General features: G+C 59.8%; 22 protein-coding genes and 2 tRNA genes. 12 read left to right on the forward strand and 12 right to left on the reverse strand.

The window, feature by feature from the left end; translation table 11 throughout:
• Window positions 1–529 precede the first annotated feature (529 nt).
• Window positions 530–1,918 (reverse strand): Si-specific NAD(P)(+) transhydrogenase, encoded by a 1,389-nt coding sequence (gene sthA, locus ABXR19_RS19205; protein ID WP_354602777.1) that lies wholly within the window; start codon window positions 1,916–1,918, stop codon window positions 530–532.
• A gap of 298 nt (window positions 1,919–2,216) precedes the next feature.
• On the opposite strand from sthA, the gene ABXR19_RS19210 reads away from it, so the two are divergent.
• Entirely contained in the window at window positions 2,217–4,436 is a 2,220-nt protein-coding gene (locus ABXR19_RS19210) for an NADP-dependent isocitrate dehydrogenase (protein WP_435594343.1), read from the forward strand.
• 201 nt (window positions 4,437–4,637) lie between these two features.
• Here the strand turns inward: ABXR19_RS19210 and dut are convergent, their stop codons facing one another.
• Entirely contained in the window at window positions 4,638–5,087 is a 450-nt protein-coding gene (dut, locus tag ABXR19_RS19215; protein WP_354602778.1) for a dUTP diphosphatase, read from the reverse strand.
• Window positions 5,088–5,123: 36 nt separating this feature from the next.
• Window positions 5,124–6,323 (reverse strand): bifunctional phosphopantothenoylcysteine decarboxylase/phosphopantothenate--cysteine ligase CoaBC, encoded by a 1,200-nt coding sequence (gene coaBC, locus ABXR19_RS19220; protein ID WP_354602779.1) that lies wholly within the window; start codon window positions 6,321–6,323, stop codon window positions 5,124–5,126.
• A 56-nt stretch (window positions 6,324–6,379) separates the two neighbouring features.
• Between coaBC and radC the strand changes: the two genes are divergently transcribed.
• The 6 genes from radC (at window position 6,380) to guaD (ending at window position 11,605) form a co-directional block, all read left to right on the forward strand.
• Entirely contained in the window at window positions 6,380–7,057 is a 678-nt protein-coding gene (gene radC / locus ABXR19_RS19225) for a RadC family protein (protein WP_354602780.1), read from the forward strand.
• 91 nt (window positions 7,058–7,148) lie between these two features.
• Complete coding sequence (gene rpmB, locus ABXR19_RS19230) at window positions 7,149–7,385, forward strand: 50S ribosomal protein L28 (protein ID WP_354602781.1); 237 nt, start codon at window positions 7,149–7,151, stop codon at window positions 7,383–7,385.
• A 37-nt stretch (window positions 7,386–7,422) separates the two neighbouring features.
• Window positions 7,423–7,590: a 50S ribosomal protein L33 gene (gene rpmG / locus ABXR19_RS19235; RefSeq protein ID WP_354602782.1), complete on the forward strand. Its 168-nt coding sequence runs from the start codon at window positions 7,423–7,425 to the stop codon at window positions 7,588–7,590.
• Window positions 7,591–7,730: 140 nt separating this feature from the next.
• Window positions 7,731–8,804 carry a 3-deoxy-7-phosphoheptulonate synthase gene (locus tag ABXR19_RS19240; RefSeq protein WP_354602783.1) on the forward strand — a complete coding sequence of 358 codons (1,074 nt, stop codon included), beginning with the start codon at window positions 7,731–7,733 and terminating at the stop codon, window positions 8,802–8,804.
• A 33-nt stretch (window positions 8,805–8,837) separates the two neighbouring features.
• Complete coding sequence (locus ABXR19_RS19245) at window positions 8,838–10,076, forward strand: DUF1015 domain-containing protein (RefSeq protein ID WP_354602784.1); 1,239 nt, start codon at window positions 8,838–8,840, stop codon at window positions 10,074–10,076.
• A gap of 203 nt (window positions 10,077–10,279) precedes the next feature.
• A complete protein-coding gene (gene guaD, locus ABXR19_RS19250) occupies window positions 10,280–11,605 on the forward strand; it encodes a guanine deaminase (protein ID WP_354602785.1) in 1,326 nt (441 codons plus the stop codon).
• Window positions 11,606–11,768: 163 nt separating this feature from the next.
• On the opposite strand, the gene ABXR19_RS19255 is transcribed toward guaD, so the two are convergent.
• Window positions 11,769–11,844, reverse strand: a tRNA-Asn gene (locus ABXR19_RS19255).
• A gap of 129 nt (window positions 11,845–11,973) precedes the next feature.
• Between ABXR19_RS19255 and ABXR19_RS19260 the strand changes: the two genes are divergently transcribed.
• Window positions 11,974–13,161, forward strand: a complete 1,188-nt coding sequence (locus ABXR19_RS19260) for a hypothetical protein (RefSeq protein WP_354602786.1) — start codon at window positions 11,974–11,976, stop codon at window positions 13,159–13,161.
• A gap of 58 nt (window positions 13,162–13,219) precedes the next feature.
• On the forward strand, window positions 13,220–13,600 hold the full coding sequence (locus tag ABXR19_RS19265; RefSeq protein ID WP_354602787.1) for a thioredoxin family protein: 381 nt from the start codon (window positions 13,220–13,222) through the stop codon (window positions 13,598–13,600).
• A 55-nt stretch (window positions 13,601–13,655) separates the two neighbouring features.
• Here the strand turns inward: ABXR19_RS19265 and ABXR19_RS19270 are convergent, their stop codons facing one another.
• Window positions 13,656–14,861: an amino acid aminotransferase gene (locus ABXR19_RS19270; RefSeq protein ID WP_354602788.1), complete on the reverse strand. Its 1,206-nt coding sequence runs from the start codon at window positions 14,859–14,861 to the stop codon at window positions 13,656–13,658.
• A 128-nt stretch (window positions 14,862–14,989) separates the two neighbouring features.
• On the opposite strand from ABXR19_RS19270, the gene uvrB reads away from it, so the two are divergent.
• Entirely contained in the window at window positions 14,990–17,044 is a 2,055-nt protein-coding gene (uvrB, locus tag ABXR19_RS19275; protein ID WP_354602789.1) for an excinuclease ABC subunit UvrB, read from the forward strand.
• A gap of 224 nt (window positions 17,045–17,268) precedes the next feature.
• The gene (locus ABXR19_RS19280) at window positions 17,269–17,733 is read left to right on the forward strand and encodes a low molecular weight protein-tyrosine-phosphatase (protein ID WP_354602790.1); all 465 of its coding nucleotides are present in this window, start codon (window positions 17,269–17,271) and stop codon (window positions 17,731–17,733) included.
• Between the two features lie 64 nt (window positions 17,734–17,797).
• On the opposite strand, the gene ABXR19_RS19285 is transcribed toward ABXR19_RS19280, so the two are convergent.
• The 5 genes from ABXR19_RS19285 to ABXR19_RS19305 form a co-directional block, all read right to left on the reverse strand.
• Entirely contained in the window at window positions 17,798–18,277 is a 480-nt protein-coding gene (locus ABXR19_RS19285) for an FKBP-type peptidyl-prolyl cis-trans isomerase (protein ID WP_354602791.1), read from the reverse strand.
• Window positions 18,243–18,815, reverse strand: coding sequence for a peroxiredoxin (locus ABXR19_RS19290; RefSeq protein ID WP_354602792.1), 573 nt, complete (start codon window positions 18,813–18,815; stop codon window positions 18,243–18,245). Before ABXR19_RS19290 ends, ABXR19_RS19285 begins: the two co-directional genes overlap by 35 nt.
• 365 nt (window positions 18,816–19,180) lie before the next feature.
• The gene (locus tag ABXR19_RS19295; protein ID WP_354602793.1) at window positions 19,181–19,531 is read right to left on the reverse strand and encodes a YkgJ family cysteine cluster protein; all 351 of its coding nucleotides are present in this window, start codon (window positions 19,529–19,531) and stop codon (window positions 19,181–19,183) included.
• Entirely contained in the window at window positions 19,528–20,193 is a 666-nt protein-coding gene (gene trmB, locus ABXR19_RS19300) for a tRNA (guanine(46)-N(7))-methyltransferase TrmB (RefSeq protein WP_354602797.1), read from the reverse strand. The genes ABXR19_RS19295 and trmB overlap by 4 nt, the downstream gene beginning before the upstream one ends.
• Complete coding sequence (locus ABXR19_RS19305; protein WP_354602794.1) at window positions 20,190–21,152, reverse strand: tRNA dihydrouridine synthase; 963 nt, start codon at window positions 21,150–21,152, stop codon at window positions 20,190–20,192. Before ABXR19_RS19305 ends, trmB begins: the two co-directional genes overlap by 4 nt.
• 117 nt (window positions 21,153–21,269) lie before the next feature.
• On the opposite strand from ABXR19_RS19305, the gene ABXR19_RS19310 reads away from it, so the two are divergent.
• Window positions 21,270–21,695 carry a DUF1178 family protein gene (locus ABXR19_RS19310; RefSeq protein WP_354602795.1) on the forward strand — a complete coding sequence of 142 codons (426 nt, stop codon included), beginning with the start codon at window positions 21,270–21,272 and terminating at the stop codon, window positions 21,693–21,695.
• 196 nt (window positions 21,696–21,891) lie between these two features.
• Here the strand turns inward: ABXR19_RS19310 and ABXR19_RS19315 are convergent, their stop codons facing one another.
• On the reverse strand, window positions 21,892–23,124 hold the full coding sequence (locus ABXR19_RS19315) for an alkaline phosphatase family protein (RefSeq protein WP_354602798.1): 1,233 nt from the start codon (window positions 23,122–23,124) through the stop codon (window positions 21,892–21,894).
• 53 nt (window positions 23,125–23,177) lie between these two features.
• Window positions 23,178–23,253, reverse strand: a tRNA-Gly gene (locus ABXR19_RS19320).

Genomic DNA, 23,253 nt, shown 5'->3' on the forward strand with positions numbered 1-23,253 from the left:
CCGAGTCAGCAGCTTCGCCAGAGGGGCTGAGAAGCTGAAGGCGATTTATGCGTTATGAGTTGTGTGGAATGGTATGCTTAGTGGCAGCCCTGTATTCATCATGCAATCACAGTTCATCGATCGAGACGAAGTTCTATTCCCTATGTTTGTAGGCATGCTTCTGCGCGGAACAGTCAAAAGCTCGCTTGTACACTTTGTCAGTTCAAGGGTAATTCTCGATCTTATCAACTCGGCAGAACAAAACGCCTAAAAGCTATGTGATGTATTTAGACTGGCAGGGTGCGCAAATTCTTTTCTTTGCGCACGCAGATAGCCAAATCGTGCGCAACGCTGCGCGTTTCACACCCTGCGAGCATCCAAAACATCCCCGCCTGAAGACCCTTACCAGCCGGGCCTGCGCAGGCAGGCATGCCTGAGAGGCAAGCTGCGAGCAGCTCTTCAGGCAGGTATATTTTAGAATCCTGAACCATCTGAAAAACCAAAGGGGAAGCGCAATGCGCTTCCCCTTTGGCTTTTCAGTACCGCCGGATCAGTAAATCCGGTTCAAACCATTCAGCGCCGCAACGCGATAGGCCTCCGCCATGGTCGGGTAATTGAAGGTGGTGTTCACGAAATACGTGATGGTGTTGTGCGGCGCGGGCTGCAGCATGATGGCCTGACCAATGTGGATGATCTCGGAGGCCTGCGCGCCGAAGCAGTGGATGCCCAGCACTTCAAGGGTTTCGCGGTGGAACAGGATCTTGAGCATGCCGGTGGTCTGGCCGGTGATCTGGGCGCGGGCCAGGCTGCGGAACAGGCTGTGGCCGACTTCGTAGGGCACGCGCGCTTCAGTCAACTCGCGCTCGGTGCGGCCGAGCGAACTGATTTCCGGCAAGGTGTAGATGCCGGTTGGAATGTCGCGGGCCAGCTCGGCGCCACTCTTGCCATCGACCAGATGCGCGGCGGCATGGCGGCCTTGGTCGTAAGCGGCAGAGGCCAGACTGGGCCAGCCGATGACGTCGCCCACGGCGTAGATGTTCGGCACGACGGTCTGGTAATTTTCGTTGATGGCGATCACGCCACGCTTGTCCGGCACGATGCCCAGCGCTTCCAGGCCCATGTTGTCGGTATTGCCCTGACGGCCATTGGCCCACAGCAGGTAATCGGTCTTGATGCGCTTGTTGGATTTGAGATGCAGCACGACGCCGTCCTCCTCGACGACGACGCGTTCGGCTTCCTCGTTATGGCGGATCAGCACGCCCTGTTCGCGCAGGTGATAGGCCAGCGCATCGACGATTTCGTCGTCGAGAAAGGACAGCAAACGATCCCGCGTGTTGATCAGATTGACCTTGCAGCCGAGGTTGCGAAAGATCGAGGCGTATTCGCAGCCGATCACGCCGGCACCGTAAATGGTGATGGATTCGGGCGTTTCGGTCAGGCGCAGGATGCTGTCGCTGTCATGCACGCGGCGGTGTGTGAAATCGACATCGGCCGGATGGTAAGGGCGCGAACCGGTCGCCAGAATGATCTGGGCCGCCTTGCAGATTTCCTGACCGCCGTTGTTGAGCGCTACTTCCAGCGTGTTCGCGTCGATAAAGCGGGCACGGCCGTGGATCAGCTGGACGTTGTTCCGGTCATAGAAATTCTGACGCATGCTGACCTGCTTGCGGATCACGCTTTCAGCGGTGCGCAGCAGGGACGGGAAGCTGACCTGCAGATCGACGGAGTCGTGGAACTGCGGGCTATCGCGCATTTCGCGCAGGCCCGAGATCACCTGCCGCAGCGCCTTGGACGGAATCGTGCCCCAGTGGGTGCAGCCGCCGCCGACCTGCGCATAGGATTCGATCACGGCAACCGTCTTGCCGGCCTTGGCGCATTTCATGGCGGCGCCCTCGCCGCCGGGGCCGGAACCAATAATGATGACGTCGTAGTTCTGCATGCTTCTCTCCGTTCTGGGGGCTGATTTTATTTTATGACTCGATTATCCAAGCTTTACGCGCCAGGGGAAAGCCGATCCAGCCAGACAAGGCACAAGCTGCCAAAAAAACCTGAAAACTATCCAGTCAGGCAAAAACTCGCTTGAATATTGACGAGCCACAGCCCTTTCTGCCTCGCGGCGTCTGATACAAGGCGCTCCAGCGAGGCGGGGCCAATGCGCTGAAACCTCGTGCAGATTGATATACTTGTGCTTTTAGTGCTGCATCAACCGCCCCCCGAGAGAGCCCGAAAAGAAAATCATGGATAACACGAAGATCATCTACACCCTGACTGACGAAGCCCCGGCCCTGGCCACCTATTCATTCCTGCCCATCGTTCAGGCTTTCACCCAGACCGCAGGCATTGCCGTCGAGACCCGCGATATTTCAGTTGCCGCACGCATCCTGTCGAACTTCCCCGAAGCATTGAAGCCAGAACAACAATGCCCCGACACGCTGGCCGAACTGGGCGAACTCGCCAAGACGCCGGAAGCCAACATCATCAAGCTGCCTAACGTCAGCGCCTCGGTCCCCCAGCTCAAGGCGGCCATCAAGGAATTGCAGTCTCAGGGCTACGCCGTACCGAATTTTGTCGACGCACCCGGCAACGAAGCGGAACAGAAGATCAAGACGCGCTATGCCAAAGTGCTGGGCAGCGCAGTAAATCCCGTGCTGCGCGAAGGCAACTCGGATCGCCGTGTCGCCAAGGCCGTCAAACAATACGCCCGCAAGCACCCGCACTCGATGGGTGCCTGGAGTGCGGACTCCAAGTCCCACGTCGCGCACATGCACAACGGTGATTTCTTCGGCAACGAGCAATCCGCCGTGATCAGCAAAGCCGGCAGCGTGAAGATCGAATTCACCGACCACGCCGGCAATACCCGCGTCCTGAAGGAAGTGAAGGTGCAGCAGGACGAGCTACTCGCCACCACTTACATGAGCAGCCGGGCCCTGCGCTCCTTCTACGAAGTGCAGATTGCCGACGCCAAGGCCAAGGGCGTGCTGTTCTCGCTGCACCTGAAGGCCACGATGATGAAGGTCTCCGACCCAATCATGTTCGGCTACGCGGTGTCGGCCTTCTACAAGGACGTGTTCGCCAAGTACGCCAGCACTTTCGCCAAGCTGGGCGTCAACACCCGCAACGGCATCGGCGACGCTTACGCCAAGATCCAGTCCTTGCCCGCTACTGAAAAGGCCGCCATCGAGGCGGATCTGCGCGCGGCCGAGGCGGCCGTGCCGGTTGCCATGGTTGATTCCGACAAGGGCATCACTAACCTGCATGTGCCGAGCGACGTGATCGTCGACGCCTCGATGCCCGCGTCCATCCGCACATCAGGCTGCATGTGGAATGCCGCCGGCAAACTGCAGGACACCAAATTCACGATTCCCGATCGCTGCTACGCCGGCGTGTATCAGGCCGTCATCAACGACTGCAAGCAATTTGGCGCCTACAACGTCACTACCATGGGCAGCGTTGCCAACGTCGGCCTGATGGCTCAAGCCGCTGAAGAGTATGGCTCACACGACAAGACTTTCGAAATCCCCGCCGACGGCGCGGTGAAAGTCATTGATGCGGATGGCAATGTGCTCACCGAGCACAAGGTCGAAGCCGGTGACATCTGGCGCATGTGCCAGACCAAGGACATCGCCGTGCGCGACTGGGTCAAGCTCGCTGTCGCCCGCGCCCGTGCCACCCACACCCCGGCCATCTTCTGGCTGGACGAAGCACGCGCCTACGACCGCACCCTCACCGCCAAGGTCAACAGCTACCTCAAGGATCACGACACGGCCGGTCTCGAAATCAGCGTGCTCTCGCCCGTCGAAGCCTGCAAGTATTCGCTGCTGCGCATCCGTCAGGGACTGGACACGATTTCGGTCACCGGCAATGTGCTGCGCGACTACAACACCGATCTGTTCCCGATTCTTGAGCTTGGCACCAGCGCCAAGATGCTCTCCATCGTGCCCTTGCTGGCTGGCGGCGGCATGTACGAAACGGGCGCGGGTGGCTCGGCACCGAAGCATGTGCAACAGTTCCTGGAAGAGGGCTACCTGCGCTGGGACTCGCTCGGCGAATTCCTCGCCCTGCAGGTTTCCATCGAGGATATTGCTGCCAAAACCAGCAATACGCATGCAGCCGTGCTGGCTGAGGCGCTGGATGCTGCCAACGCCATGTTCCTGGAAAACGACAAATCACCCGCACGCAAGGTCGGCCAGACCGATAACCGGGGCAGCCACTTCTACCTCGCGCTGTACTGGGCGCAGGCGCTGGCAGCCCAAAGCACGGACGCGGGACTGCAGGCCAAGTTCAAGCCCATCGCAGAGAAGCTGAGTGCTGACGAAGCGAAGATCGCAGGCGAACTGATCGCCGCCCAGGGCAAGCCGGTCGACATTGGCGGCTACTACCACCCCTCGCCCGAAAAGTGCTCAGCCGCGATGCGCCCGAGTGCCACGCTGAACGCAATCTTGGCCAGCATCCAGTAAGCAAAGAAAAGGGCGCGGTCGGCACCGCGCCCTGTCAGATCCAAGCCCCGGTTTCCCCGGGGCTTTTTTGTGGCGCCAATTCCGGCATGCGCTACAGCCGCATGCAGCAAGGGTCTTCAGCACGCCTGCCTGCAGACCCTCATCCAGCGGATTTCTTCAGGCAGGCCACCTGTAGATCAAGGCTGCGAGCGGCTCTTCAGCCTATTGCCGGCCGGTACTGCCAAAGCCGCCCGCACCGCGTTCGCTGGCGGCGAAGTCTTCCACCACATTCAGCGCCACCTGCACCACCGGCACCACCACCAGTTGCGCGATGCGATCCATGGGCTGGATGGTGAAGGCTTCCTTGCTGCGATTCCAGGTCGACACGAATACCTGACCCTGATAATCCGAATCGATCAGGCCGACCAGATTACCCATCACGATGCCGTGTTTGTGGCCCAGACCGGAGCGCGGCAGGATCATCGCGGCCAGACGCGGGTCATCCAGATGCATGGCCATGCCCGTCGGGATCAGGTGAGTCTCACCCGGATGGATGGTCAGTGCCTCGTTGATGCAGGCGCGCAGATCCAGTCCGGCAGCACCGGCGGTACCGTATTGCGGCAGGTTGTCTTTGAGACGGGCGTCGAGAATCTTGATGTCGAGTTGGTGCATGTTTTCTGGTTAATGAGTGAGAAGTAAAAATGAGGATCAGGCATTCGCCGCAGCATCCAGCATCCGCGCCAGATGCGCGACGATGCCGGCGGCCACTTCGGTCTTGCTGGCGCGTGGCAAGGGATGCGAGCCATCCGCATCGAACAGCACGACCTGATTGGTATCGCCGCCCATGCCATCCTGCACCAGATTACCAACCACCAGCTTGAGGCGTTTGGCGGCAAGTTTGCCGCTGGCATAGACATCGAGATTCTGGCTCTCGGCCGCAAAACCCACGCAGAAAGGCGCAGCGGGCAGCGAGGCGACCTCGGCGAGGATGTCCGGGTTGCGCGTCAGTTCAATGGTCAGCCCTTCGCCAGCCTTCTTGATCTTGTCGATAGCAACTTCGACGGAACGATAATCCGCCACCGCCGCCACCCCGACGAACACATCGGCCTTGGCTGCGCGCAGCATCACCGCCCGATGCATCTCGCGCGCCGTGTGCACATCAATCCGTTCAACCCCTTGCGGGGTCGGCAAAGCCACCGGGCCGCTGACCAGCTGCACCTTCGCGCCGGCCATCACCAAGGCCCGCGCCAGAGCGTAGCCCATCTTGCCGGAGGAAATATTGGTGATGCCGCGCACCGGATCAATCGGCTCGTAAGTCGGCCCGGCCGTCATCAGCACTGTTTTGCCGCTCAGCGGCTTGGGCTGAAAGAAGGCGATCAAGGCCTCGCGAATCGCCTCTGGCTCGCTCATGCGCCCCTCACCCACTTCACCGCAGGCCTGCTCGCCCGCATCCGGGCCGATGATGCTCACGCCATCAGCGCGCAGCTGCGCGACATTGCGCTGCGTAGCCGGATTGCTCCACATCTGCTTGTTCATCGCTGGCGCCACGAGCAAGGGACAGTCCCGCGCCAAGGTCAAAGTGGACAGCAGGTCATCGGCAATTCCATGCGCGATCTTAGCCAGGGTATTGGCCGTCGCCGGCGCGATCAGCAAGGCATCGGCCGCGCGCGTCAGATCGATGTGGCTCATGTTATTGGGGCGTCGATCATCCCAGGCATCGGTCCACACCGGATTGCCCGAGAGCGCCTGAAAAGTCGTCGGCGTCACGAAACGCGCGCCGTTTTCCGTCATCACCACATGCACGCGCGCACCGGCCTTGATCAGCAGACGCGTGAGCTCGGCCGCCTTATAGGCCGCGATGCCGCCGGAAACGCCCAGTACGATGGTCTTGCCCGAGAGTTCAGTCATTCCTGCGCCTTAAGAGGTGAGAATCCATCAATTCCGCAATTCTATCCGTAAGCGACATGGCAATCACTGACTGGCCCGAAGACGAACGACCGCGCGAGCGTCTGCTGGCAAAAGGCGCTGCTGCGCTATCGGACTCGGAACTGCTGGCGATCTTCCTGCGCGTGGGCGTACGCGGCAAAAGCGCCGTAGATCTGGCGCGCGATCTGATCACCCAGTTTGGCAGCTTGGGCCGGCTGTGCTCGGCACCGCTGGCAGAGTTTCGCGCCGTGCACGGCATGGGCGAAGCCAAATACACCCAGCTGCAAGCCATTCTGGAACTCTCCAAACGCGCCTTGAGCGAAACCATGAAAGAGAGCGACATGCTCAGCGCGCCCGGCGCGGTACGCGACTGGCTGCGCCTGCACATGGCCCGACTGCCGCACGAAGTCTTCATGATTCTGCTGCTGGATGCACAGAATCGCCTCATCGAAGCCAAGGAATTATTCCGCGGCACCCTCACCCAAACGAGCGTCTACCCACGCGAAGTGGTCAAGCTGGCCCTGGCCCACAACGCTGCGGCCGTGATCCTGGCGCATAACCACCCATCGGGCACCAGCGAACCCAGCCGGGCCGATGAAGCCCTGACAAAATCGCTGAAACTGGCGCTGGCACTGGTGGATGTACAGGTGCTGGACCACTTTATCGTGGCTGGCAATCAAATGCCGATTTCCTTTGCGGAGAAAGGCCTGCTATAGTCTCGCCCTCAGATTGCCAGCACAGCTTGAGTCCTCCCTAGGTTTTCAGCTATAATCGCGGGCTTTACAGAACTACCTAGCGGAGCCAGACATGTCTCGAGTTTGTCAAGTAACGGGCAAGGGCCCGATGGTCGGGAACAATGTTTCCCACGCCAACAACCGTACGAAACGCCGTTTCCTGCCGAATCTGCAGAACCGTCGTTTCTGGATTGAAGCTCAAAATCGTTGGGTCAGCCTGCGCGTTTCCAACGCCGGTCTGCGCACCATCGACAAGAAGGGCATTGAAGTCGTTCTGGCCGAGCTGCGTGCTCGCGGCGAGAAGATCTAAGCGCCAACGACTCACTACAGAATAGCGGAGATTAAAAATGGCTAAAGGCGGTCGCGAGAAAATCAAACTGGAATCCTCAGCGGGTACCGGTCACTTCTACACCACCAACAAGAACAAGCGCACGACCCCGGGCAAGCTTGAGTTCCTCAAGTACGACCCCGTGGTGCGCAAGCATGTCGCTTATAAGGAAACCAAGCTCAAGTAAGGATTTTGTGCGCGGCGCGGCCCGCACCTGATCCCCAAGGCTGGTTCCGACCTGCTGTACCTGTTGTTTGTATCAACCTAGCCCGCGCATGCGGGCTTTGTTGTTTGTAGCCCCTCTCGCTCTGAAGCACGCCCACCGCCATGACTCACGCGTCTACCGAAAATCTCAATGTCGCCTCTTTCGATGCGATGCCCTCACCCGCCAGCATCAAGGCCAGCGTACCGCTTTCTGACGCAGCTGCCGCCACGGTCGAAGCCGGTCGCAACGCCATCAAGGCGATTCTTGACCGCAAAGATCCACGCCCGATGGTCATCATCGGTCCGTGCTCGATTCACGATCCGGTCGCCGGCCTCGATTACGCCCGCCGCCTGAAGACACTGGCCGATGAAGTCGCCGATACGCTGTATGTCGTGATGCGCGTGTATTTCGAAAAACCGCGCACCACCGTCGGATGGAAGGGCTTCATCAATGATCCGCACATGGATGACTCCTTCCATATCGAGGAAGGCATGCTGCGCGGCCGCCAGTTCCTGCTCGACGTGACCGAACTGGGCCTGCCTGCCGCCACCGAAACGCTCGACCCGATTGCCCCGCAATACTACGGCGACCTGCTGAGCTGGGCGGCGATTGGCGCGCGCACGGCCGAATCGCAAACTCACCGCGAAATCGCCTCAGGCCTGTCGACCCCGGTTGGCTTCAAGAACGGCACCGATGGTTCGCTGGATGCTGCGGTCAACGGCTGCCTGTCGGCGTCGAACCCGCACAGCTTTCTGGGCACCAATGACCAGGGCGAGACTTGTATCGTTCGCACGCGCGGCAATCGCTACAGCCACGTCGTGCTGCGTGGTGGTGGCGGTCGCCCGAATTACGACACAGTTTCCGTGTCGCTGGCCGAACAGGCGATGAACAAGGCCAAACTGCCGGTCAATATCGTCATCGATTGCTCGCACGCCAATTCCTGGAAGAAACCGGAATTGCAGCCGCTGGTCATGAAAGATGTCGTCGGCCAGATCCGCGACGGCAACCGTTCGATTGTCGGCATGATGGTCGAAAGCTTCATCGAAGCCGGCAGCCAGCCCATCCCGGCCAATCTCGCCGAACTACGCTACGGCTGCTCGGTCACCGACGCCTGCGTCAGCTGGGATACCAGCGCGCAGATGCTGCGCGATGCACGCACCTCACTGCGCGAGATCATCGCCAAGCGCAAAGCCTGAACCCTTCACTTCCCTTCAGAGAAAGCTCCCGACATGCATCTGACCACCCCCTTCAAAGCCCTGCGCCCGGCCGCTGGCCGCGCCGCTGAAATCATCGCCCCGCCCTACGACGTGCTGTCCTCAAGCGAAGCCATTGAGCGCGCTACCGGCAAACCCTGGAGCTTTCTGCACATCTCCAAGCCCGAAATCGACCTGCCGGCCGGCACCGACGCCTACTCGCCGGCGGTGTACGCCAAGGCCGCCGAAAATCTGCACAAGATGCTTGAAGCCGGCGTCATCGTTCAGGATGAAACCGCCTGCTACTACGTCTATCGCATCATCATGGGCAACCATGTGCAGACCGGCATCGTCGCCGCCGCCTCAGTCGCTGATTACGACACGAACCGCATCAAGCGTCACGAGTTCACGCGTCCGGACAAGGAAGACGACCGCGTACGCCAGATTGAGGCGCTGAGCGCCCAGACCGGCCCGGTCTTCCTCGCCTATCCGGACGCCCCCTCGATTGATGCCGTCCTCGCAACCACCATCACGGGCATCCCCGATGCAGACGCCACCGCTGACGATGGCATTCGCCACACCCTGTGGGTGATCCGCGACGAGGCCACCATCGCCCAAATTACCAGCGGCTTCGACGCCCTGCCCGCGCTCTACATCGCCGACGGCCATCACCGCAGCGCAGCGGCCTCGCGCGTGGCGGCCTCACGGCGGGGCGTCAACCCGCACCACACCGGCGACGAGAGCTACAACTACTTCCTGTCGGTGATCTTCCCCGCGCACGCGCTGAAAATCATGGATTACAACCGCGTTGTGTGTGATCTGAATGGTCTGTCGAAAGACGAACTGATCGCAAAGATCAGTGCCAACTACACCGTCACGCCCTCAGCCAGCCCGGTGAAACCGGCCTCTCACGGCGAAGTTGGCATGTATCTGGCAGGCGCCTGGTACAAGTTGAATGTAAAGCCCGAACTGATTCCGGCGGACCCGGTGGAGCGCCTGGACGTAAGCCTGCTCACCGCCCACATCCTCACACCCGTGTTGGGTATTGCCGATCTGCGTCGTGACAAACGTATCGATTTCGTCGGCGGCATTCGTGGTTTGCCAGAATTGGAAAAACGCGTGAATTCCGGCGAAATGGCCGTCGCCTTCGCCATGTGTGCCACCACCATGAATGATCTGATGTCAGTCGCCGACGCAGGTCAGGTAATGCCGCCAAAGTCGACCTGGTTCGAGCCGAAACTCGCCGATGGTATGGCTTCGCACGTCATCGACTGAGCCCCACCGCTTTCGCGCTTCACACAAAGCCAGCCATGCTCATAGTGTTGTATGGAAACAGCCTAGGCCTTCCCCGCACTTTCCGGCAGAATGATTGGCGTGGGCCTTAGGGTTAGGGTCTGAGACATATATTCAACAGATCGCGCTCGCGACGCTTTGAATACATGTCACAGACCCTGAAGGCATGAACCGAAGGAAATGGAATGAACCCGTTGCCGACTGCCATGCTGGTGCGCGGAAGTATCCTGCATTTTCTGGCCGATCCGGGCGAGGCGTGCAATACGGCTGCCTGGGAATACTTTGCCGATGGTGCGCTGCTGATCGAGGACGGGCTGGTGCGCCGCTGCGGGCCATGGGCGGAGGTGCTGGAGAATTTGCCCGAAGTGATCCGGGACGCGGCTCGCTACCGTGACTACACCGGCAAGCTGATCGTGCCCGGCTTCGTTGATACGCACACCCATTATGCGCAGATGAAGGTGATGGGCTCTTTCGGCAGAGAGCTGCTCGACTGGCTGGAAAACTATACCTACCCGGCCGAAATAGCCTTTGAAGACGAGACACTGGCGTCCAGCACCGCAAGCTTCTTTCTTGACCGGCTGCTGGCCCATGGCACGACGACAGCGTCAGTGTTTGCGACGGTACATGCACATTCGGTGGATGCGTTCTTTTTCGAAGCTGAGCGGCGCAAGTTGCGCATGCTGTGCGGCAAGGTTCTTATGGATCGGCATTGCCCGCAGGCCTTGCGGGACTCCCCCGAAAGCGCCTGGCGTGAAAGCAGCGCCCTGATTAATCGCTGGCACGGCAAGGGACGCCTGGCTTACAGCGTGAGTCCACGCTTCGCCCCGACCTCCTCGCCCGAGCAATTGGCGGTGGCAGGCGATTTATTCCGCTCCCGGCCGGACATGCATCTGCAGTCACACCTCTCGGAAAACTGGCGCGAACTTGAATGGGTAGGGGAGCTGTTTCCCGGCCGGCGCGATTATCTTGATGTGTACGAGCACTATGGCTTGCTTGGACGCGGTGCGATTTACGGGCACGGCATTCATCTGAGTCCGGACGAAAAACAGCGACTGGCACAGAGTGCGGCAGCAATTGCTTTTTGCCCGAGCTCAAACCTGTTTCTGGGGAGCGGCTTCTTTCATTACGCAGCGACCGCCGAAGCCAGCGTGCAGGTGGGCTTGGCCAGTGACGTTGGGGCTGGCACCAGCCTGTCCATGCTGCGCACGATGGCAGCAGCGCATACTGTGAGCCAGGCGCAGCATCAGCCTTTATCACCCTGGCGCGCTTGGTATCTGGCCACACTGGGCGGTGCCCAGGCTTTGGCGCTGGATCAATTTGTGGGCAATTTTACGGCCGGCAAAGAGGCCGATTTTGTGGTGCTGGACGGACGACGGATTCCTGAACTGCGTTTTCGTCTGGATTGCGCAGAAAGCCTCGCCGAGGAGTTGTTTGCCCTGATGTTGCTGGGAGACGAGCGCTGCGTAGCGGCCACCCACATATTGGGCGAGCGTGTGTTTTGCGCGGAGTGATTGTTTGCACATGCTGACGGCAGCTACTGCGTGCCGAGCGGGAGCGGTGCCACAGCTGCCTACAGGTAAAATGCAGCCTGTTTGGCGAGATGCGTGGGGTTGCGGCCAAGTTATCCGGGCCTGAAATGCAAAAGGCCCGCATCGCTGCGGGCCTCGCAAATTCTGGCTCCTCGACCTGGGCTCGAACCAGGGACCTACGGATTAACAGTCCGGCGCTCTACCAACTGAGCTATCGAGGAATTGAGAGGCCAAATGATAGACATAGACGTTGATCGTGTCAAGAATTTTGCTTAAATTTTTGCTGTCTTTTTGTGTGGCGCCCTGACAAAATTGCCGCCTACGATAAGAACACGTTTCGGGAGAAAACCGTGAAATCCAAAACTCTGCATTCTTTGTATCTGGCTTCTGCCTTGAGTGTTCTGGCTATCCTGCCGCAAGCGGCCAGTGCCGCGGCCGAGAAGGAGACCTGGCTTGGTTTGCCTGTCGAGTTCGCCAGCCAGGATTACGCTTTCAAAGGCGGCGTAGCCATCGAATTGACCAAGGTGAAGGTACAGACCACGACGCCGATTGAAATGGAGCGCGCATGGGTGACGCCGGACTGGGCCGACTGGATCACCCAGTTCCGCACTTCACGCGTTCGTGTGCAGACCGGAGAGGTGATTGCTCGTCCGAGCTCTTTGTCACGCCTTGGTGTGATCGACGGCCCCTCGACTCACAAGGTTACCCGGCTTGAGTTCACCAGTCTCAAGCTTTTGTTCGGTACAACGCCTCTGGTGTTGCCGGCGGGGGAAATGCGCTTTGGTGCAGATGGTGCGCTCAGCGTTATCCGCATCAAACAAGAAGGGGGGATCAATCTGGAGCTTTCTCCACGCGAAGGCGGCAAGCTGGCTGTGCTGTTGCAGACAGGAACCTTCAAGTGGCCGGTATTGCCGGCTTTCGTCTTTGACAGCGTCGTCGCACAAGGGGAAATTTCCGACGACAATCTGTTGATTGACAAGATTGGCACCAGCGGTGACGGCGGCTCCATCAACGGGGTACTACATGTAGTGTCTGCCGGGAAGTTTTTGCTGGAAGGCGAACTGAACATGCAGAGCTTGCGTGCTCGTGATGTGATCAGCCGCCTGTACCCGCGCAGCACGGTTGAGGGCTTTCTAAGCGGGAGTTTCAAGCTGAACGCCTCGGCAGATAGCTTTGACGGCTTGGCCTCAGCGGTAACCATCAGCGGAGGTACGTATGTGCTCAAGAACGGCTCGATTGATCGCTTCGGTATTCTCGAAGGTATGCGCCGCAGTGGTTCTGGGGTTGTCGGCGGTGGCATGGTGCGTTTTGAGAGTCTGGGCGGCAAGTTCAGCGGACGTACGGGCGAGCCGGCACAGGCTGATTTTCAGGGTCTGTCTTCAGGCGCTTTGCGTGGATCAAGCGCCTTCACGGTACTGCCAGACGGAACTTTACGTGGCTTCGTGAATGGTTCGATGGCTTTACCCGGTGGCGAGCTTGTTTCACGACGCTTTGATTTGTCTGGCAAGGTGGACGCCCCCAGTTTGTCGACGCGTTAACTTTTGTTGTTTGCTCTGATCCGGGCCTTGCCCGGATCAATTCAGAGGTCTGTTGAACGTGTCAACCCAAGTTTGTGAAGCCGAGTTTCTGGTTGCTTGTTTATGTGCGGCCTGGTGCGGCACCTGCCGTGAATACCGCGATGGCTTTGATGCCTTACAAATCCGCTTTCCGGAAGTTGGCTTCGCATGGATTGATGTTGAGGAGCAGGCAGAGGTAGCGGACGAACTGGATGTTGAAAATTTCCCGACACTTGTCATTCAGCGTGGCAAGCGGGTCTTATTCTGTGGTCCCATGTTGCCTCAGCATTTTTTGCTGGAGCGTTTGATCGAGACTTTTTTGGCGCAGAGCGAGGAAACGTCTGCGGCCTATGCTGTCGGGACGGCGGAGCGACGTAGCTGGCAGGACGTGGCGGATATTCGCTCACGCTTACCGCAGTAGCAGGCAAAACAAAGGGCCCTCGCGAGGGCCCTTTGTCATTCCAGTTGAAGCAGGCTTATTTCAGTACGGCCGCAATCGCATCGGCCACATAGTCGATGTTCTTGGTGTTCAGCGCAGCCAGGCAGATACGCCCCGTCGACACGGCATAGATGCCAAATTCGCTTTTCAGGCGCTCGACCTGATCGGCGCTCAAACCGGTGTAGCTGAACATACCGCGCTGCTTGATGACGAAGCTGAAGTCCTGCGGCACATTGCGCGCCGCCAGTTTCTCGACCAAGCTGGTGCGCATGGCGCGAATGCGCACACGCATGCCGGCCAGTTCGTCTTCCCATTGCTGACGCAGCTCCGGTGAGGCCAGTACGGCCGCGACGATGGCACCGCCGTGGGTTGGCGGGTTGGAGTAGTTGGTGCGCACGACGCGCTTGACCTGCGACATCACACGGCCGGCCTCTTCCTTGCTGGAGCAGACAACGGTCAAAGCACCGACGCGTTCGCCGTACAGCGAGAAAGACTTCGAGAAAGAGCTGGAGATGAAGAATTGCAGGCCCGATGCAGCGAACGCGCGCACGGCGACTGCGTCGGCATCGATGCCGTCGGCAAAGCCCTGATAGGCCATGTCGAGGAAGGGCACAAGGCCGCGTTCCTGGCAGACGGCGACTACTTCGGCCCACTGTGCGTCGCTCAGGTCAGCGCCGGTCGGGTTGTGGCAGCAAGCATGCAGCACGATGATGGCGCCAGCCGGCAGGCTGGCCAGGCAGGCTTTCATGCCGGCGAAATTCACGCCGCGTGTGGCTGCGTCGTAGTAGGGATAGTTCTCGACCGTGAAGCCAGCTGACTCGAACAGGGCGCGGTGGTTTTCCCAGCTCGGATCGGAGATGTAGATCTTGGCTTCGGGTAGCAGACGCTTGAGGTAATCGGCGCCGACCTTGAGGGCGCCGGTGCCGCCGAGGGCTTCGACAGTGATGGTCTTACCTTCGGTGATCAGCGGCGATTCCTTGCCGAAAAGCAGTGCGGCGACGGCCGTATTGTAGGCGGCAAGACCTTCGATGGGCTGGTAACCACGCGCCGGAGCGGCCTCAAGGCGGGTTTTTTCAGCAGCTTTTACGGCGGCGAGCAGCGGAATTTTGCCTTCGTCGGTGAAGTAGACGCCTACACCAAGGTTGACCTTGGTGCTGCGGGTGTCTGCGTTGAACGCTTCATTCAGGCCCAGAATCGGGTCACGCGGGGCCATTTCGACAGCGGCAAAAATCGACGAACTCATGAGTACTCCAGTGGTCAGTGAGAGACCCCGAAAGTAGATCGCTTCGGGGCGGGAAATCCGTAATAATCAACGGCTGGTTTGGCAGTCAAGTTGACGGCTCAGCCCCTGAAAAAACAATATTTTACACCATGCCTGATACCCCAACCTCGCCAACAGTCGCCACTTTCCCCGGCAGCCCCTTTCGCCTGCACCAGCCTTTTCAGCCGGCGGGCGATCAGCCGACGGCAATTGCCCAGCTGTGTGAGGGCATCGAAGACGGCCTGATGTATCAGACCTTGCTGGGCGTGACCGGTTCGGGCAAGACCTACACCATGGCCAACGTGATTGCCCGCATGGGGCGGCCCGCTCTGGTGCTGGCGCCGAACAAGACCTTGGCAGCGCAGCTGTATGCCGAGTTTCGCGAGTTCTTTCCCGAGAACGCGGTGGAGTATTTCGTTTCCTATTACGACTACTACCAGCCTGAGGCCTACGTGCCCTCGCGTGACCTGTTCATCGAGAAGGATTCCTCGATCAACGAGCACATCGAGCAGATGCGCCTGTCTGCGACCAAGAGCCTGCTGGAGCGGCGTGACGTGGTGATCGTGGCGACCGTGTCGTGCATCTACGGGATTGGCGATCCGGTCGATTACCACAGCATGATCATGCATCTGCGTGAGGGCGAGAAGATGCAGCAACGTGACATCCTGCAGCGCCTTGTGACCATGCAGTACGACCGCAACGACGTGGATTTCCAGCGTGGCTGTTTTCGTGTGCGTGGTGATGTGATCGATGTGTTTCCGGCCGAGAGCGCGGAGCTGGCCGTACGTATCGAGCTGTTTGATGACGAGGTAGAGCATCTGACCTTGTTCGATCCGCTGACCGGCCACATGAAACAGAAGCTGGGGCGTTTCACGGTCTTCCCGGCCAGCCACTACGTGACGCCGCGTTCGACCGTGGTGAAGGCGATCGACAAGATCAAGGAAGAGTTACGCGAGCGTATCGAGGTCTATCAGCGCGGCGGCAAACTGGTCGAGGCACAGCGCATCGAGCAGCGCACCCGCTTCGATCTTGAAATGCTCTCGGAATTGGGCTTTTGCAAGGGCATCGAGAACTACTCGCGCCACATGTCCGGGCGTCTGCCCGGCGATCCGCCGCCGACCTTGATCGACTACCTGCCGCCAGATGGCCTATTCTTCATCGACGAGTCGCACGTTGCGATTCCGCAGGTGGGCGCCATGTTCAAGGGCGATCAGGCGCGCAAGCTCAATCTTGTCGAGTACGGCTTCCGCCTGCCCTCGGCAGCGGATAACCGGCCTTTGAAATTCGATGAGTTCGAGCGCCTGATGCCGCAGACGGTATTCGTTTCCGCCACGCCGGCAGCCTATGAAGAGCTGCATCAGGGTCAGGTCGTCGAACAGGTGGTGCGCCCGACGGGCTTGGTCGATCCGGTCATAGAAATCCGCCCGGCGCTGACCCAGGTCGACGATCTGCTGATGGAGATCCGCAGGCGCGTCGGTGCGAACGAGCGGGTGCTGGTGACCGTGCTGACCAAGCGTATGGCCGAGGATCTGACCGACTACCTCATCGAAAACGGCGTGCGCGCACGCTATCTGCACAGCGATATCGATACCGTGGAGCGCGTGGAAATCATTCGCGATTTGCGTCTGGGTGAGTTCGATGTGCTGATCGGCATCAACCTGCTGCGCGAGGGCATCGATATTCCCGAAGTTTCGCTGGTAGCGATTCTCGATGCCGACAAGGAAGGTTTTCTGCGTTCGGTGCGCTCACTGATCCAGACCATTGGCCGCGCGGCCCGGCATCTGAATGGCACCGCCATCCTGTATGCCGATCGGATTACCAACTCGATGCGTCTGGCCATCGACGAGACCGATCGGCGTCGCAACAAGCAGATCGCCTTCAACGAAGCCAACGGCATCGTGCCGAAATCGGTGAACAAGCGTATCAAGGACATCATCGACGGCGTGTATCAGGACGACGAGGTCAATCCACGCACGGGACGGATGGTCGCCGAGCCCAAGGCGGACTACGCCCTGATGGATGAAAAAGGGCTGGCGCGCGCGATCAAGCAGCTTGAAAAAGACATGCAGGAACACGCCCGCAATCTGGAGTTCGAAAAGGCCGCCGCAGCGCGCGACGAACTGTTCAAGTTGCGCCAGCGGGCGTTTGGCGCGGATCATCATTGAGCGAGGCCGCTTGCAGCGGCAGCGCTGAGCAATGAGTGCTGAGGACTGTGTGGTGGGCATGCTTGTAGAGCCGCGCCCAGCAAGCCTGAACAGATAGGGGGCTTGAAGAGGCTCTACCAGCGCGGCTCTCGAGCTATCCTTTCCCCCTGTCTTGTAGGATGGGTTGGCGGTGGTTTTGCCGCGCAAACCACCATGCGCCAGCCCAATCCGGACTCAAGGAAACCATGAAACGCATCCTCTTCGTCTGCACCGGAAATATCTGTCGTTCGCCAACGGCGGATGGCATTGCTCGTCATCTTGCGGCGCAACTGGGCGTGGCGGATCGCTTTGAATTCGATTCGGCGGGCACGCAGGCCTATCATGCCGGCGAGGCGCCGGATCGGCGCGCTCAGGCGGCCGCGCGCAAGCGCGGCTATGACTTGTCCGGGCTGCGCGCCCGCGCGGTAGAGGCTGAGGATTTTGAACGCTTCGATCTGATTCTGGCGATGGATCGCGGGCATTACGCCTCGCTCAAACGCCAATGCCCGCCGCATCTGCAGAATCGTCTGGCAATGTTTCTGACGTGGTCGAAAAGTCTCCCGGATGGCGACCTGCCCGATCCTTACTATGGTGGCGAAGAGGGTTTCGAACAGGTGCTCAATCTGTGTGAAGAGGTGGTTCACGCACTTCTGACATCAAGCCCCGGTTGAACGGGCGCACCAAAACGAACAGGCCGCAAAAGCGGCCTGTTCGTTTTAAAACTCCAGCAAAAGCTTAGTGATGGTGGCCGTGCTCGCCGTGCACGTGACCGTGCTCCAACTCTTCGCTCGTAGCCATACGGACTTCACGCACCGTCACATCAAAAATCAGGGCCATGCCGGACAGCGGATGATTGCCATCAACGACAACCTTCTTGTCGGCAATGTCCGTGATGCGAAAGAGCATGTCGTCTTCGCCGTCGTCGCCGACACGCTCAAAGGACATACCAACTTCGATGTCGGCCGGGAAGAGTTCGCGGTCTTCAACCAGCACCAGGCTTTCGTCGAAATCGCCGAAAGCATCTTCCGGTTGCAACTTGATCGTAAGCTTTTCGCCTTCGTTCATGCCATGCAGTTTTTCTTCCAGCAAGGGGAATATGGCGTCGTATCCGCCGTGAAGATAGACCAGCGGGTTTTCGCCGTTATCCACAACTTCGCCTTCGGGATTGCGTACGGTGTAGTCAAGCGTGACGACGGTGTTCTTGATGATTTCCATTCTTTCTCCCTGGGAGTGTTTTGAGCAATTCGAGCAGTTTCTCGGTGTGATCCCGCAAGTCGACATTGTAATCTGCCAGCAGGAGCACGCCATCACTTCCGATCACGAAAGTGCTGCGATGCACCGCCGGGCGCACAAAACCATCGGCCATCCGGTCTTGCCAGACACCGTACAGCCGGCACACTTCACCCTCCGGATCGGACAAGAGCTCCATCGCAATACCGTTTTCGTCGCGAAAATCCGCATGGGTCAGGCACTCATCGAGGCTGATGCCGACGACCATTGCGCCAAATTTGGCAAAATCCTGATCATGCTCAGAAAAGGCAATGGCCTGCTTGAGGCTGGAGGGCATCACATCGCGCGGATAGAAATGCAGCACCACGATCTTGCGACTGAGCGCCTCGGCCAGATCGAAGTACTCCATCTCGGCATCCGGCAGGCAAAAAATTGGCGCCGTATTGCCCGACGCCAGGAGTGATTCGGGGCGGCCACTACCGCCGCTGGCAAGATCACCCGACCATGTTCCAAGTTGCCCCATTTTTGTCTCCCTGCTGCGATGCCAATACTCTCTGGATAGACGTGTGTGCAGCGAACAACAAGGGGAATGCGTAAAGCTTTGTGGCAGCCGCCCGGAAGGCAGGGTCTGTTGACCTGCATTCGGCGGTCGCGCTCGCGGTGCTTTGGGCGCGGAGCAAGGCGCGGCGACGAAGGCAGGGTGGCCCCCTGTCGAGAAGCTGCAACACCGCGCCGCGTCCAAAGCGCCCGAGCCCTGCGGGTTGAAGCGTATGGCTCGTGGCACTGCGTTGCGCTCCTTGTGTGGAGACCCACGCCACACTGTGTCGCACGCCTTGTTCCACAAGCCATACGCTTCAACGCGATCCGCTGAATGCAGGTCAACAGACCCTACACCAAACCCTCAGGCGTGGGCAGCGGCGCGAGCCCGTGGCGCTGGCGCACGCGCGAACATTCGACATTGCTGATGCCATGCACACCATGCGGTGCGAACTCGCGACACGGCTCGGGACGGAATTCGTAGATGCCGCAACGCACCATCTCACCAAGCTTGCCGACCAGCGCCACGCAGCGCGGTGGCACCCGGTCCGTTCCACGCATCCGGCAGGTGTTGTCGGTCTCTTCATCGGCCAGCCCATCGGGAACGCAACCGCCTTCGGAGACGAGCTGGCTGCGATGAAAGCTGACGCGCAAACTCGCGCAGCAGGCACCGCATTGCTGGCAGGGATCGAGTGCGCTCACGGTCGGTTCAAATCCATACGGAGGCGATACAGAGGCTGCCCCGAGTCGCGATACTTGCGTTCAAAAGGTGTCATCGGCTCGCCGGCCGGCAAGTCCTCCAGCAAGGCAGTCCGACCGCTTAACAGCTCCAGCGCGAGGGCAAGCTCTTCGAGATAGATGCGCCAGTTGCTGCGGCTCTCCAGCACGCCGCCCAGCTCCAGCAGGGTCGGAAACACCGCATGCCCATGCCAGCGCCGCGCCAGCTGGCCGATCTTGGGCCAAGGGTTCGGGTACAGGATGTAATGGCGCGACAGTTTGATGCCACGCTCGGCCAGCAGACGCCAGAAATCCACCAGATCAGCACGCACGAAACACAGATTTTCGGACACATCCAAGGGCTTGCCACGCACCAGCCGATCCTCGCTCTGATCCACGCCCAACACGAAATGATCGGGATAAGCCCGCGCCAGCTGCAGGCTGCTCCAGCCCACACCACAGCCCGCGTCCAGCAGGATCGGTGCGACGCCATCCCAGCGCTGCATCGCCGCCTCGAAAGCCGCCACATTCCACGGCGCGTAGGGCTTGCGGAAGGCTGCATCGCGATGGCGCAGCACGATCTCGGCGAGCTTGTCGTGCGGGCCGGCCTGTGCCGTGTGTATGTCTTTGGAATTGGCGTACATCAGAGTGCTCCGGCGGCCAGCAGTTCGGCGCTGACTTCGCTGACGCTGCGCAGCGGGCGCACGCGCTGATACAGCAGCTCGGCTTGCGGAAAAGTGCGGCGCAGCAGATTCAGCCATTGCTTGATCCGCCCCGGCGCATGGTGCGGCTCAACCTTGTGCAGCACACCTTGCCAGAAATCGCCCAGCAGGGGCAGGAGGCGCGCCCAGTCGCCTTCTGCTGTCGTCGGCTCGCCACCGGCGTCAAATGTACGAATGCGCTCAGCCAGAAAGGGATCTGCCACCGCACCGCGCCCGAGCATCAATTGATTGCAGCCGCTTTCGCTGACGCAGCGCTGGTAGTCGGCCACCGTCCAGATTTCGCCATTGGCCACGACAGGGATCTTCACCGCCTCGGCGATGCGCGCAATCCATGGCCAATGCGCCGGTGGCCGATAACCATCATCCTTGGTGCGCGCATGCACCACCAGCAGTTCGGCACCACCGTCCGCCAAGGCTTGCGCAGCCTCGATCGCGCGATGGGTATCGCTGACACCCAGGCGCATCTTGGCGCTCAGCGGCATCCGCCCGGAGATGCTCGTACGCACTGCCTGTGCGATGCGATGCAATAACTCAGGCTCTTCCAGCAGCACCGCGCCGCCCCGATGACGGTTCACCGTCGGCGCCGGACAACCAAAATTCAGATCGATCCCGGCAGGCTGTAAAGCGGCCAGATCCGCCGCACAAATTCCCATAAGCTCGGGATCAGAACCCAGGAGCTGAACGCGCACCGACGTGCCCACAGCGGTACGCGAGGCGCTCAGCAACTCCGGCGCCACGCGGGTGTAGACCTTCGCGGGCAACACCGAATTGGAGATGCGCACGAATTCTGTCACGCACCAGTCATAGCTTGAGGCGCGCGTGAGCACGTCGCGCATCACGGCATCGACCAAGCCTTCCATCGGGGCAAGCAGCAAACAGGGCATCAAAAAGCAAACAACAGTGAAAGAGCGCGGATTTTACGCGCTTGGCCCTGCCCCGACAGCAATCACGAGGAGATGACGTGATATCTTTTGTTTCTTTGACTCAGCGGGTATTGCAGCGTGATCGTAGTAGATCTGGTGTGCACGGAAACACATCGCTTCGAAGGCTGGTTCGCCTCCTCCGAAGCCTTCGAGGCGCAATATGCGCAGAAAATGGTGAGCTGCCCAATGTGCGGCACGCATGTTGTACAGCGCCTGCCATCAGCGCCACATATCGGACACAACAGCGCAGCGGCAAGCGCCCCCGAAATCGAGCAGGCCGACCCGGCACGTATTCTCGCCAAACTGATCAATGTACTGCGCGATCAGGCCATTTCATCCGAAGATGTCGGCAAACGCTTTGCCGAAGAGGCTCGCAAGATCCACTATGGCGACGCCGAAGCGCGCACCATCCGCGGCCAGGCTTCACTGGACGAAACGCGTGGCCTCCTGGAAGAAGGGATCAGTGTGTTGACGCTGCCGCCGACGAAAGAGGATCTGCACTGAACGCAGCCTCCTGGGCGCCGCTCAGATCAGATTCCAGACCCAGATAGAAGGCACTGAGACCATCCAGCGGCGAAGCACTCTGCCGCATTTTTTCCCACATGGCCCGGAACGGGTTAGATGTTTGCATTTTTGGCGTCCTCCTTGTGCTGCAAGAGTAAGGCGCCAAAATGACATTATCGCGACAGCGGCGTGACGTTCAGTTTACGCCACCAATAATCAGCGGGACGCGCATCTCATCGGCACTCAAACCACCATGTACGCCGATCATGGGCGGAGCATCCTCACCCGCTACACTGTCCCGCACCGTCCAGTCGCCGCGCGCAATCAGGATCCAGTCACCGCAGCGCGCGAGCGTTTCGATATCCACTGAACCGGGCCCAAACAAGCCGCTGCCCAGCGCATCGGCCGCCTTCAAGGCGATCAGGGCATGACCAAACCGCGCCTCGATCACCGCACCGAAGGTATCGGCGAATTGCGGATAAACGTGACAATAAGCCGCACGGCGCTCACCACTCAAAGGACCGCGCAGCATGGCGTGAATATCCGGGTGCTGCATCAGATCGATCTGATGCGCGGACGGATTGTCGATAAAACCATGATCGGCCGCGACCACGATCAAAGCCTGCGGCAGCTGCGCGCGAATCTGCGCGTAGGCCGCATCGATACGCGCCAGCACGCTGCGCGATTCATCGGAATCAATCCCGAAATCATGCGCGGTACGGTCCAGCAAAGGCGTGTAGGCATAGACGTAGCGTGGGCCGCTACCGGTACTCGCAGCCTGGGCGATGCAGCCGGGCAGCTCATCAAGCTCTCGATAACCGTGCACCTTGGCGCCATTCGCGTGAAAGCTGCTGAATGGCCCCTGCGCCAGCTCAGGATGGGTAACCAGATGAGTCTGACGCTGCGCCGCCTGCATCATCGGCAGCGTGCGCAACAGCCGGTCAATAACAGGCTGTCCAAGCAAGGCGCGGTTGCCACGCTCACGCATTGGCAAGGGCGCTACGGTGGTCTCGCTAAGCTCATCACGCACAAACCAGCCGAGCATGCCGTGCACGGTCGCTGATTCGCCTGTCATTACGGTGGTGATGGCAGTGGCTGTGGTCGAAGGGAATACCGAAGACAGCTGACCGACGCGGTCACGCCACAGATTCGGCGCCAGCTGGCGATTGGCTGTCAGGAAATGATCGCCCAGACCATCGACGAGCAGAAAGACGACGGTCTCGTACTGCGCCCATACCTCACTGGCGTGACGTCCATCGGGCAAATGCAATTCGGGGTAATGGGTGCGGGCAGGAGAGCCACACACACGCGCCAGCGAGACGGCCAGATTGAACAATCCGTGACCTGAATAATCCGGCAGGCTGGCCTCGCACAATTGAGGCAGTGGCGAAGGCGTCAGCAGCAGCGCCTGGTTTTCATTCAGATACATTGAAGCCACCAAAAAACAAAAGGGGAAAGGCAAAAGCCTTTCCCCTTCGAGACTGGAGCGGGAGAAGAGTCTCGAACTCTCGACCTCAACCTTGGCAAGGTTGCGCTCTACCAACTGAGCTACTCCCGC

It is taken from the genome of Uliginosibacterium flavum, from assembly GCF_040566545.1.
Classification (GTDB): Bacteria; Pseudomonadota; Gammaproteobacteria; order Burkholderiales; family Rhodocyclaceae; genus Uliginosibacterium; species Uliginosibacterium flavum.

What these genes read in the sequence shown, in the direction of transcription:
- sthA (WP_354602777.1), bottom strand. Translation starts at nt 1,918, where the DNA reads ATGCAGAACTACGACGTCATCATTATTGGTTCCGGCCCCGGCGGCGAG.
- ABXR19_RS19210 (WP_435594343.1), top strand. Translation starts at nt 2,217, where the DNA reads ATGGATAACACGAAGATCATCTACACCCTGACTGACGAAGCCCCGGCC.
- dut (WP_354602778.1), bottom strand. Translation starts at nt 5,087, where the DNA reads ATGCACCAACTCGACATCAAGATTCTCGACGCCCGTCTCAAAGACAAC.
- coaBC (WP_354602779.1), bottom strand. Translation starts at nt 6,323, where the DNA reads ATGACTGAACTCTCGGGCAAGACCATCGTACTGGGCGTTTCCGGCGGC.
- radC (WP_354602780.1), top strand. Translation starts at nt 6,380, where the DNA reads ATGGCAATCACTGACTGGCCCGAAGACGAACGACCGCGCGAGCGTCTG.
- rpmB (WP_354602781.1), top strand. Translation starts at nt 7,149, where the DNA reads ATGTCTCGAGTTTGTCAAGTAACGGGCAAGGGCCCGATGGTCGGGAAC.
- rpmG (WP_354602782.1), top strand. Translation starts at nt 7,423, where the DNA reads ATGGCTAAAGGCGGTCGCGAGAAAATCAAACTGGAATCCTCAGCGGGT.
- ABXR19_RS19240 (WP_354602783.1), top strand. Translation starts at nt 7,731, where the DNA reads ATGACTCACGCGTCTACCGAAAATCTCAATGTCGCCTCTTTCGATGCG.
- ABXR19_RS19245 (WP_354602784.1), top strand. Translation starts at nt 8,838, where the DNA reads ATGCATCTGACCACCCCCTTCAAAGCCCTGCGCCCGGCCGCTGGCCGC.
- guaD (WP_354602785.1), top strand. Translation starts at nt 10,280, where the DNA reads ATGAACCCGTTGCCGACTGCCATGCTGGTGCGCGGAAGTATCCTGCAT.
- ABXR19_RS19270 (WP_354602788.1), bottom strand. Translation starts at nt 14,861, where the DNA reads ATGAGTTCGTCGATTTTTGCCGCTGTCGAAATGGCCCCGCGTGACCCG.
- uvrB (WP_354602789.1), top strand. Translation starts at nt 14,990, where the DNA reads ATGCCTGATACCCCAACCTCGCCAACAGTCGCCACTTTCCCCGGCAGC.
- ABXR19_RS19280 (WP_354602790.1), top strand. Translation starts at nt 17,269, where the DNA reads ATGAAACGCATCCTCTTCGTCTGCACCGGAAATATCTGTCGTTCGCCA.
- ABXR19_RS19285 (WP_354602791.1), bottom strand. Translation starts at nt 18,277, where the DNA reads ATGGAAATCATCAAGAACACCGTCGTCACGCTTGACTACACCGTACGC.
- ABXR19_RS19290 (WP_354602792.1), bottom strand. Translation starts at nt 18,815, where the DNA reads ATGGGGCAACTTGGAACATGGTCGGGTGATCTTGCCAGCGGCGGTAGT.
- ABXR19_RS19305 (WP_354602794.1), bottom strand. Translation starts at nt 21,152, where the DNA reads ATGCCCTGTTTGCTGCTTGCCCCGATGGAAGGCTTGGTCGATGCCGTG.
- ABXR19_RS19315 (WP_354602798.1), bottom strand. Translation starts at nt 23,124, where the DNA reads ATGTATCTGAATGAAAACCAGGCGCTGCTGCTGACGCCTTCGCCACTG.